Consider the following 11,716-nt stretch of genomic DNA (forward strand, 5'->3'; position numbering starts at 1 on the left):
CATTATTGTGGCTCCTTTTTGTTTTTTTAATATAAAGTAGTTTTGAGAACTATTTATTTTTTAGGTTTTACTTCTTCTGTTAGATACCTCTTTTGTCTTTTCTCCTTTCTTATTTACCGTTGTTTTTTCAATTCTTTAGCACGTTGTTTTAAGTCTTTTTCAGTAAAGTAGTAAACAGTAACTTTATTGCTAAAATATTCCTCTCGTAGGTAGTAATAGGTGTTAGTTTTAAGGTCTTTTACAAGGTAATGAGTACTATGGTTGTCAGGGAAGCCTTTGAGGATTTCATAAGTAGTGAGATGAAAGAGTTTGCGTACGAATTTACCAATGCGCTCGTCTTTAGGAATATCACTTTTCAGTTGGAAAGAAGGATTAGGCGATTTGCCTCGTATACCATAAATTTTGATAAAGCGCAGTAAAGTGGCTACGTCATTTAGTTTTTGTTTGTCGGCAGCAAAATTACCAGTACTTTTAATGAGGTAGTATTCATCGTTGGAGATTTTGTGGAGATAATAACTACTGAGATTAAGATTGAGCTCTATAGGAATACTATCACATTCCACCCCTCGTTTTTCCATTTTCTCTACCTGAATAGATAAATACTTACCTACCGCTTGATAAGTCCCTATAGTAGGAGAAGAGCAGGTATTACCACATTCGGTTACTAACCAGGAGGAGAAAGTACCATCTGAATTGAAGAGAATACGGTCGCCAAAAGTATATTTACTCTCAGGCGTTTTTAGGAAATAGACATCGGTCACGTCAGGGAACTCCCCTAAAAAATTATCAATGCGCCATTCTTTGCCTATAAAATCTTGAGCGTGAATAACACTGATTAGCAGTAGTCCAATAGTAGTAAAAAATGTTTTCATTTTTTAAATTGTACAAAAATACCTCCTGCAAGCCATAAAAGCAATAAAATACACCCTACAAGACTTAATCTACTACCTGTTTTTACTACTTCGGGGTCAAAAGCAAAGCGTATCTCGTGTTTTCCTGCGGGTACAGACATTCCTCGTAAAGTGTAATCTACACGGTAGATAGGCGTCTCTTTGCCATCAATAGTCGCTTTCCAGCCGTGAGGGTAGAACATCTCCGAGAAAACCGCAAAGCCTTCGTGAGAATTGTTACTTTCGTAAGTTAATTCATCAGGGCGCATATGTTTTAGTGCAATCGTAGCCGTGCTATCCACAGTGTATTGTGATGGAAGGTTTGTTTTCAAATCTTTGAGCGTTGCTAAAGCCTCTTCGGAAGGGTGAAACTCTTTTAAAGCTTTCATTACCTCATCATCACTGTTTTTTAAGCTAAGTTGCTTTACAAACCACGCATTACCTAAGGCATCTTCGTTGTGCATTGGTTGTATTTCTCCTTCTTGGTTGCGCAAAAGTATATATTTTACGTTCAGCATATTGAGCACTTCCATATTTCCTTTGGCTATTTGGTAATCGAAGAGCTCTTGCAAGCGCTTGGGTTTCGCTGCGTGATAGCCTCCAATCGAATGGTGAAAAAACGAAGTACGTGCGCCATTGATACCCACTTGAGGTTCGTATACGCGATAATAGCTCTTGTCTTGAAGAATCGCCATATCAGCAGGAGTTGCCTCAAAAGGATTTTCTATTAGGTATTTATCTACAAAATTGTCTTTGTTTACATAGCGTTTGGCTACTCCTCCCAAATCAAAGAAAAGCAATGCTAAGAGTGCTATTTGCATTCCCCTAAGAGGAATTTTGTTGTACTGATAAAGTACCAAAGCCAAAGCCGTGAGCAGTATAAGTACAGTGCTTCTCAGCAAATCAGCAGTGTAAATACTTTTGCGGTCTTCCACTATCATTTGCACAATCTCTCTGTTGCCGTAATACACATCGTTTGCACTTTGGAAATCAAAGAATCCTTTTCCTAAGAAAAGCAATAACATTACCCCCAAACAAATATAAAGACTGTAAAGTAAGTATTTTTTGCGCTCCTCTTCAGGTGTTTTTAAGAACTGTTGTAACCCTACTATCGCCAATATAGGCACGCAGAGTTCTAAAATTACTTGTATAGATGATACCGCTCTAAATTTATTGTATAACGGAAAGTAGTCTATCATAAAATCAGTAAGCAGTCCGAAGTTCTTGCCCCACGAAAGTACGAGTGCCATTACTGAGCCCGTTAAAAGCCACCATTTAATTCTTCCTTTTACTACAAAAAGTGCTAAGACAAATAGGAAGAACACCACAGCTCCTATATAGGCAGGGGCAGCCACGATAGGCTGGTCGCCCCAGTAAGTGGGTAAACGTTGTGTTTCTTGTAATGCCTGCATAGGGGGTACCCCCAATTGTACCAAATACTGATACGTCTTAGAGTTTTCTCCTAAGTTTTCGTGGTTAGAACCTCCAAAAAGGCGAGGCACGATAAGGTTTAGTGATTCACTGATGCCATAACTATATTCGGTGATATATTCTTTTGCTAGACCGCTGTTCTGCTCTTTCGGAGTTCCATCAGGAGTAATAGTAAGTGTCGATTTACTACGGGTGCTCCAATCGGCGTATTCGCGAGTCGTGAGCAGTAAAGTAGCATTTGCCAGTACACTCACCACTAAAGCCCCAAGTAGTACCGTCATCGCTTTTGCAAAATCTTTGAGTTGTTTCTCTTTGATAGCTTTATAAAGGAAGCCTACACCTAAGAGCAATACCAATAAAAGCAGGTAATACGTCATCTGGAAGTGATTAGCGCAGATTTCTAACGCCAGTGCTACTGCTGTGAGTAATCCTCCCCAAAGGTATTTCCGCTGAAATACCAATAAGATACCCGCTAATAAAGGAGCAAAATAAGCAATGGCGTGTGCTTTGGCATTATGCCCTGCCCCTAAAATAATAATCAAGTAAGTAGAAAGACCAAAGGCAATAGCCCCCAAGAAAGCATTCTTGTAATCCACTTTTAACACCAAAAGTAGGACGTAAAAGCCTATAAAGTACAAGAAGAGATAATCGGCAGGACGAGGTAAAAAGCGCAACGTTCTGTCTAGCTGCTTTACAAAATCATTAGGATATTGTGCCCCTAACTGATAGGTAGGCATACCCCCAAAAGCGCTGTTTGTCCAATATGTCTCTTTGTTTTCTGTTTGACGGTAATCATTGCGCTCCTTCGCCATACCGGTATACTGAACAATATCGCTTTGGAAGATACCTTTTCCCTGTAATACAGGATAAAAGAAAGCAAGCGCTATTACAGCAAATAGCGCTATTACTACAACGTGAGGGACTATTTTTTTCATTTGGTTATTTTTTACCTTTTATCTCTTACTTAAATCAAACTTCCTCATAATCTATGTATTCACCCACTTGCTTAGTAGCTTCAGGGTTTTTAGAATGAGAATTCTTATTTATAATAGTTTGTTTGCCTTCCTTCTCTTCTGAGCGATTTCGCCCATAAGCATTTTGTTGGTACTGATTTTGGGTACGCTCGAATTCTTTTTGCATTCTTTCACTTACCTTGTTTATGAAAAAACGCATCATATAAGGAGCCAATATTCTCAGGAGGATTCTCAGTCCCCAAAACACTAATATGATAATAAGGATAGTCTGTATAAATCCTGACAAAGAAGCTTCTGACATCATTTTATTTTTAGTTTTGGTGCAAAGGTATAAAATAATTATGAACTAACAAATTTGTAAAATTTACTAATCTACTCCACTTTTGCCTTATTTTAGCCTTTACCTTTGCATCGCTACGCCCCCTCTTTTTAGGAGAGTTTCTCAATAACTGCCGAGTAAGTGCGTGTTAAAAGGATTTTATCTTTCTCTTACTTTCGCCTCGTAACCCCGTTTTTAACATTTTTGGCATTGTTGTATTATAGTATAAATCAACTACTTATATACCCTTTCTATACCAATCGTCCAAGATTCGTATAAGCTTCCTATAAGCTTCCTATAAGCTAACCATACCCAATTTACCTCTTATCTTATACTCTTCACCTAATTTTCTCCTTTCGAATCCTTCTGATATATTTCGAAAAAAAGATGGAGTTATTTTGAGTGAAAAAACAAAGCACAATGAAAATTTATATAAATTCTTACCTCTAACCTAACTTATTTTTGAAAATCAATAGGTCCACTTCAATCCTACCAGATAAGTTCTCCCCGGAGAAATACTGGAATAGAAACTCGTGGTTTTAGTTACATAATCGAAAAGATTGTCAATACCTGCTGTGAAGGTGAGGTGGTAGGGAAGTTTAGAGAATAGTTGCAAATGCCATATACTATAAGGTTCATAATAGGTATAGAGCTCATTGTTATTACTATCGGTATCGTGAATGCGGGTAGCACTTACGTATTTGCCACTCAACACAACGTTAGGAATATAGAGGGCATCACGCTTAGGAATGTATTCAGCTTTTACAGTAAAGGTATGTGGGCGGTTTTCACCTGTGCTATTGCTAATGTAGTAGTACGCATACGAACCTTTAAAGCGGAAAGCTTTTGTAGGGTGATAAGTCGCCGATATCTCAGAGCTTACAATCTCAGTATTGCCATTAAAATTTACATAACGAATAGTATCGCTGGCAGCCGTCCAGCGGAAGGCTATTTTATCTCTTACCGACGAGAGTTGCGTCATCGCAGTAATATTCACCTTCTTGCTGTCGAAATCTACTGAAAGGTTAAGGTTATTACTGGTTTCGGGTTTAAGGTCTTTGTTACCCATTATTTGGAAGCCACCCCCCCAAGGGTGAAACCAATTAGTGTAGAGTTCTTTCAAGGTAGGCGACCGGAAACCTGTGGAAAAACCTCCTCTAAAAGTAAACTGCTCTACCTTAAACATCCCTGACAAGCGATAGGTAAAGTGTTCTTTAAAAAGTGAATGATAATCTATACGTGCCCCAGTTACCAAGGTGAAGGCAGAAGAAAGTGTCCATTCTTGTTGGGTGAAAGCGGTGTAGTTTTGTGCGTTTTCTTTGGCTTCAGTACCCGTATTATCAAAACGAAAACTGAGTAGTTCATCTGAAAATATTTCTGCTCCTGCTACTAACGAATGTTTTTCCCATAGCGATTGGTTGTATTGCATTCCTGCACGCCATATGGTGTTTTCATAGTTCTTTTCTTTTTCTTTTAATAACGGAAAGTAGTTAAACTTGTCGTAACGGTCAAAAGCTCCTGATAGACTTAATTTTTTGCTCTCAGTGAGTGCAATGTTAGATTTAGCCGATAAAGTGTAGTTATAGTATCTATCACGTAGTTTCCTTGAAGATTCTGTCCCTTGATTGCGTTCGCTGAAGTAGTAGTTAGGCGTAAGGGCAAGGTCTATTTTAGGTGATAAGTTGAAAGTAAGTTTAGGGGTAACCCCATAAGTAGTAAACCCCGCAATATTGAGTTCTCCTTTTTCAGAGGTAACAGCTGTACCATTCTTATAAACTGTTAATGGTTCGCTGTCTTCCAAAACATAAGGTTCGCGGAAATTGTAAAAAGATGTCAGGCGGATACTACCCCATTTCTGCTTGCTCCCCACGCCTACATTCGCTTTATGACTTTTGATGCTCTCGTACTGATAACTCGCGTTACCTTCAAAAGGTTTCTTAGCATTTTTGGTAATAATATTAATTACCCCTCCTAGCGCATTCGAGCCATAAAGAGAAGAAGAAGCCCCTTTGATGATTTCAATACGTTCAATATTATCCAAGTCAATGCGATTATAGTCAATATTGTCAAAAGTTTCTCCTGCCATACGCTCTCCGTCCATTAAAAAGAGCACATATTTACCTCCAAATCCCATCATATTAATATTGGGCATACCTCCATCGTAAGTAAAGTTGATACCTGCAAATTCCGTTTCTAAAAACGATTGAAAGTCGGTAGCTTGCGATTTGCGAATATCTTCGGCGGTAACTACTTGCACAGTGATAGGTACGTTTTTTAAGTTCTTTTGAGCGCGTGTAGCTGTTACAATTATTTCATTGAGTTTTATAGGTTCATCTTCCTTTTTGTCGTTTTGGGCAAGAGTAGATAGTGAGTAGAATAATGAAATAAAAGCAGTGATAAAAATCTTTCGCATATTGATAATTTAATTTAGACAAAAGAGGCTGCCTATATCAAGACAGCCTCAGTGTGATTATTGTTTAGGCTTAAAACTTACCATCTTTGCTAATTAGATAGCTAAAAGTAACGTAGTTAGGTTTAGCTCCATCGTTATAAAAATCGGTAACTTGAAATTTAGCATATTCTCCTTTTGCAGTTTTGATTATGTAAACATACTTTGTAGGAGCATACACACTTGGCCATTTTCCTATATTGTTGGGTGAAAGAGAAACGTAACCTGTCTTTGTTTCAAAATCTCCAGATACAATTGGGGAAAAAGTACCTTCTTTTTTTGTTAGATTAGGATAAGATCCATAAGACATTGTACCTTTTACATCTTGTGTGTAACCTTCAGTAGGAGCAGAAGTAACAGTGTCAAAGTTGTTAGAGTCAGTTTTTATAGCTCCTCCTTCTCCTTTACCTGATATACCACCATTAGTTTTGATATAATGAGCAAAAAAAGCTATATCCCAATCTAAGCTATTTTCAGGATCTTGAATAGTTATGACTCCTTTTTTAAAAGAAAAGTATACCCAATTATCTTTGTTGAAAGTGTACAAGTTCTTCACTTGTGTTCCTTTTGAGATTTTTTTCTCTTCTTTGCTATCATTGTCCTTACTGCAAGAAGCAAAAGTAAGGGCTATAGCTAAAACTGATAGTAATAATCTAACTTTCATAATCTTTATTATTTGCTTTGATTATCACTCAATTGATATTTTAGTTTAGGATAATTAGGTGCTTTTTTGCTGTTTACTTCCTTATAAAAATCAGTTACTTGCACTTTAGCGTATTTACCATCAGCTGTTTTGATAATGTATACCCATTCATTAGGAGCGTAAACGTCTCCCCATTTGTTTATATTGCTAGGACTGATGTTTATAGTACCTGTTGTAGAACCAAAGCCTCCTGTAAGTACTGGTGAAACGTTTACTTTAGTAGAGCTGTTTCTACCAGTAAAAGTTACTTCTTTGTCTTTTTCAAAACCTACTACTACAGTTTCTTTTACAGCATCAAAATCTTTTGATTCTGTTTTAAGAGCTTCTCCTTTTCCTTTACCATTCACACCACCATTGAGCTTTACATAATAACTTTTGAAAGCTATATCCCAAGTAGTATCAGTTTCTGGAGTGGTAACGCTTACTACAGCTCCTGTTGCCAATGAAAAGTATTGCCAATCGGTAGTAGCATCTAATTGTACTTCTCCAACTGCTTTGGTAAAAGTAAGGTTTACTTTTTCTACTGGAGCTTGTGAGGTAAGAGTATCATATTTAAAAGTAAGATAACCTAATTCACCCTTAGCGTTAGTATACTCAGTAATTTGCAATTTTACATACTTTCCTTTTACTGTTTTTACTACATATACATATTTGGTAAGTGTAATATGAGGAGTATTGCTTCCTGGTGTAGGAGGATTATAGTTATAGAAACCTTTAGGGTCAGGGCTTTGTACTGTACCTGTAATGGCAGGATTAACTGAGATAGTTGTAGTAGTAGGAGTTGTTTGTCCTGGTTGTGGACGCCCATAAGAAGTTACTAATATGTCTTTCTCATATCCTATGCCAGGGTATTGAGTAACAGTAGCAAAATCTTTACTTCCTGTATTAGCTACTTCCACGCCTCCAATACCTGAAGTGCCACCATTAGTTTTTACGTTATAACGATTGAAAGCGATATCCCAATTATCACTTGTGCGAGGATTGGTTACCTCTACTTGTTTCCCTTCTGAAAAAGAAAAATACACCCACTCTGTTTGTGAAGAAACATTTAATTCTTTAACTTCTTTAGCAGTAGAAGGTATAGGGGTCGGATTGTCGTCTTTACTACAAGAAGTAGTAAGCACCATCATTCCTGCGATAAGCGCAGGAGCTAAAAAATTTAATCTCATAATATTGTTTGTATTTTGATTTGACGGTGCAAAGATACTACTTATTTAGAATTATACAAAACAATATGGTATTTTATTTTGAAAAGTTCAATATAAGCAAACTTTCCCTCAATAAAAACTTATCAATATTCTCTTTTTGTGAGTGTGTAATTTGCGGAAGGAGTGATAGTATAATCTAAAAAAACATCAGTAGCATTTCTCAAAGCATAAAAGTTATTTTCAGGAGGGAAGTAGGAGAGTCCTATTTTGAGTGTATCACCTCTGCATTCACTCAAAAAACGGTCGTAATAGCCACCACCATAGCCTATCCGATTGCCATATTTATCATAGGAAAGAAGAGGAACGAATACTACATCTATGGTTTTGGGAGTTATAATAACACCTTGTTTAGGTTCGGGAATACCCCAAGCGTTATTAATGAGCTGAGTATCTTTGGTGAGAAGAATAGAGGACAGCGTGCGAGTATTGTTATCCATTTTAGGGACTACTATTTGCTTATTCTTATCGCGTAGTATGTCTAATATATAATTCGTGTTTATTTCAGCTAATCGTTCTATGGGGAGGAATATATGGTAAGTGTGATGCTCCCATAAAGAATTAGGAAAAAGAAGTAACCTTTCAGCTATTTGTCGGCTGAGGAGGTCTCGCTCCTCAGCTGATAGGGCATTGCGTTTTTGCTTATAGAGTGTCCTGAGTTCTTTTTTTGTCATACTACAATAAGAGTTTGTTCAGTTCGCTACTATCACCATTGAAAATATTAAAATCTATTTTGACTTTTGCTCCCGCAGTAATACCATTTTCAGTGAATTGCCATAACTGCCAAGAAAAAACAGAGGTGGGGACTGACACATTATTATAATTGGCTATCCATAATGGGTATTGCTTGAATGTGGGATACAAATAATCTTCGTAAAAACTGATGTAAGTATAGATAATAGGTTTGCGTTTGTAGTGTTTTTCAACAATATCTAACCACGTTTGTACATCTTTAATAAACTGTTCTTTGGATTTCTTTTTAGGCAATTGTTCTATATCTAAAATAGGTAAGAAATCTCCTTTTTCCAACCGAGCATTCTTCAGGTAGGAGTTTGCTTGTAGCTTAGGGTCTTCGTCTGGACGATAGTAATGGTAAGCTCCTCTGATAAGTTGGTGTTTTTTAGCTTCTGAAAAAAAGTGTGCAAAGTTCTTATCGGTTCCATCGTTCCCCATTGTTGCTCTAAAAATGGCAAATTGGATAGGGTATTTTGCAGTTTTATTTCGGATGTAGAGGCTATCCCATTCTATTTCTTCGCGTTCTTGATAGTGCGAAAGGTCGATACCGAAGACTTTATCGTAGTAGAGGCTTACGATATGTTCAATACGATTGCTTTCGTAGGTAGAGTTTATTTTACGGGCTGTAATTTTGTTTAGTATTTTTTGGTAAATGGCAGGATAATAGGTTCTGATATAGAAAACGCTACCTACTCCCAACAACAAAATGCATAGGAGGCTTACAGTAAAAAAGTTCCCAAATAGAGATTTCTTTTTTGCAGATATACGAGACTTACTTCTTTGTAGCTTTTTCTTTTTCATTTTGCAAATATACATTAAAAATCTGAATTACGTATAAATCTTTAAAAATATTAATTAGCGAATTAGCCGATTAGCAGATGTGAGGATTAGCAAATGATGGGGAGAGATTAAAATAGTTATTTGATTGGTCGGAGGGAGGTGGCGTTTTCGGAAGAAAACTAAAAACATCAGAAGTGCACTAAGAGTAATTTTTAAGAGAAAAGGCTCTTAGGAGGGAGAAAGCCTTGTTTAATGATTAATGGTTAATGATTAATGATTAATGGTTAATTAGGTGGGGGCTTATGCAGAACTTATAGGAAGCTTATAAGATAAACGAACAATGAGTGGGTCTACAGTGGGTCTACAGTGGGTCTACAACGAACAAAAGACGAACAAAAGACGAAGAATGAACGAAGAAATACTGCTCTCAAAGTGAAGGTAAAGTGGAGCTAATGAAATACTGTTTTGAACGTTTTGCCTAATAAAAGTGAGGCTTAGGGGAAGAATGGGTCGATAGTTTTGGTAACTAAACTATTTTCTATTAGGAATTGGTTTTCAGGTGAAGCCAACTCTTTGTTTTTGATATCACATATCAAATCGTCGGATTGGGCGATGAGCGCGTATAGATAATCGGTGATAGAGTGGACTAAGCAGGTGATAGGCAGTTGGGCAAGAGCGCGCAAGCTACGGAGCATTGCAATGATTTCAAAACCATTATGAGCACTATCTACTAAAATACGCAGTTTGTCGTTAGGAGTAAGAATGTGAATAAAAGTTTCCCTAATAGTGTTTTCTAAAAGAAGAGATGCAGGGATATAGAGGTATTGAGCTTCTTTGAGCGATAGGGCTTGGGGCAAAGTATCAATAGCAGTTATTACCAATGATTTGCAAGATGCTTTGCTTTGTGTAAAATTCTCGATGTTCTGATAAAGTATTTCAGTGGGTTCGCTACGCGAAATGCTTTCTTCTTCCATAGCCACGATGCGCAAAGAGGGCATTCCTTCTAAATACCCCATTGCGCGATACCCGCGTTCATAAGGTGGCAAACCAGCCATAGTTTCATTGTTTTTGCTCATACATTTCTTGTTTTATTCTTTTTTCAAAGGGTTCCCAGAGGCGTTTAGGTGTTAATGAGTCGGCGGTGTGATTTTTGGTAAAAGGATAGAAATCCCATTCTTTACGTGGATAAACTTCAACGGTACTATTTTCAGGAAAGAAAGTAGTACACTGTGTATTAAAAAGCTGTTGTTCTTGCGATGCCTTAGCTTTTATTTGTTTTTGCAGGCTGTGGCTTTTTAGCATAACCGACAAACCTCCTTGTTTATGAACTTGCTGGTATAACACAAGAGCTTTCTTGTACATTTCGTAGCTGATAGCCTCAATTGCATACATTCCGTTGAGCAGTGTTGCGTTGCGGGTAGCAGTGAGTTGCTGAATGGTAGCTACATTTGCTTTTTCGGTATTTACGCTGTTCTTCTTAAAGAAAAGGGAATTTTTAGGCAATAAATAATCAGCACCTCCTAATACAGTAGCCTCGTAAGCTAACTGTACATAGTTTTGGTTATGCGACGATTTCAGAAGAGATAAACCTCTATGAGATACTTCGGCTATCAAATGGAAGGGTAGGGTAGGGTAGAGCTCGCTAAATAAGCGACGAAAAGCCCGCAGTTTGGCAATTTCTAACAGAAAGCTACCTCCAACTGCTATTTTTATAAAAGCAGTGGTTACTTTTGAAGTAGTCAGTATTTCCTGCATTTGGGCTACTCCGAAAGCGATTTGTTGCACCATTGAAGCTCCTGTGTTTTGGTAGGTTGAGGTATCTACAGTGAGGGCATTGGTGAACAAGTAGTGTAAATCAGTAGGTAACCATTGTTGTACTTCGTCTTGAATAAGCTCAGTGTGCAGGTTGAGCAAAAAAAAGTGAACTGATTGGCTTTGCCAAAAAGCAATGCGTTTGAGGGTCTGTTCTTTATTGGATACAAAAAGAGGAATAGCTACTTGTGTTTGGATATCAACTGCATAAGGGCTTTTTACGTTCTCGGAAGTGTAAAAAGGTAAGATAGGAACGTCCTCTGCTGAAGTGTATATAAGCGACTCGTAGTCCCTCCCTTTCAGCAGGTATTGCAGTTGTTGTTTCCATTGTTTAGCAGTGTTCTCCATTCTTTGCTTTTTAGTGAAAGAAGCCTCCGTTACGGGAGAGAAATTGAATAAGAATTCTTTAAAAATTAAA

The 11,716-nt window shown here is 37.4% G+C and carries 10 protein-coding genes; all 10 read right to left on the reverse strand.

Annotation, left to right across the window (positions count from 1 at the left end; translation table 11 throughout):
- Positions 1–113: 113 nt before the first annotated feature.
- On the reverse strand, positions 114–872 hold the full coding sequence (locus tag COCH_RS09025) for a hypothetical protein (RefSeq protein WP_015782836.1): 759 nt from the start codon (positions 870–872) through the stop codon (positions 114–116).
- Positions 869–3,256: a YfhO family protein gene (locus COCH_RS09030; RefSeq protein WP_015782837.1), complete on the reverse strand. Its 2,388-nt coding sequence runs from the start codon at positions 3,254–3,256 to the stop codon at positions 869–871. Before COCH_RS09030 ends, COCH_RS09025 begins: the two co-directional genes overlap by 4 nt.
- A gap of 34 nt (positions 3,257–3,290) precedes the next feature.
- Entirely contained in the window at positions 3,291–3,599 is a 309-nt protein-coding gene (locus tag COCH_RS09035; RefSeq protein ID WP_015782838.1) for a DUF4834 family protein, read from the reverse strand.
- A gap of 484 nt (positions 3,600–4,083) precedes the next feature.
- Entirely contained in the window at positions 4,084–6,027 is a 1,944-nt protein-coding gene (locus tag COCH_RS09040; protein WP_015782839.1) for a TonB-dependent receptor plug domain-containing protein, read from the reverse strand.
- Between the two features lie 70 nt (positions 6,028–6,097).
- A complete protein-coding gene (locus tag COCH_RS09045) occupies positions 6,098–6,727 on the reverse strand; it encodes an HmuY family protein (protein WP_015782840.1) in 630 nt (209 codons plus the stop codon).
- Positions 6,728–6,735: 8 nt separating this feature from the next.
- Positions 6,736–7,935: an HmuY family protein gene (locus COCH_RS09050; protein WP_015782841.1), complete on the reverse strand. Its 1,200-nt coding sequence runs from the start codon at positions 7,933–7,935 to the stop codon at positions 6,736–6,738.
- Between the two features lie 122 nt (positions 7,936–8,057).
- Positions 8,058–8,645: a 5-formyltetrahydrofolate cyclo-ligase gene (locus tag COCH_RS09055; protein WP_015782842.1), complete on the reverse strand. Its 588-nt coding sequence runs from the start codon at positions 8,643–8,645 to the stop codon at positions 8,058–8,060.
- A 1-nt stretch (position 8,646) separates the two neighbouring features.
- The gene (locus COCH_RS09060; protein ID WP_015782843.1) at positions 8,647–9,507 is read right to left on the reverse strand and encodes a glycoside hydrolase family 25 protein; all 861 of its coding nucleotides are present in this window, start codon (positions 9,505–9,507) and stop codon (positions 8,647–8,649) included.
- 473 nt (positions 9,508–9,980) lie between these two features.
- On the reverse strand, positions 9,981–10,562 hold the full coding sequence (locus COCH_RS09065) for a hypothetical protein (RefSeq protein ID WP_015782844.1): 582 nt from the start codon (positions 10,560–10,562) through the stop codon (positions 9,981–9,983).
- Positions 10,546–11,646 carry a methylmalonyl-CoA mutase family protein gene (locus COCH_RS09070; protein ID WP_009418439.1) on the reverse strand — a complete coding sequence of 367 codons (1,101 nt, stop codon included), beginning with the start codon at positions 11,644–11,646 and terminating at the stop codon, positions 10,546–10,548. Before COCH_RS09070 ends, COCH_RS09065 begins: the two co-directional genes overlap by 17 nt.
- Positions 11,647–11,716: the final 70 nt, after the last annotated feature.

The organism is Capnocytophaga ochracea DSM 7271, assembly GCF_000023285.1.
Taxonomy (GTDB): Bacteria; Bacteroidota; Bacteroidia; order Flavobacteriales; family Flavobacteriaceae; genus Capnocytophaga; species Capnocytophaga ochracea.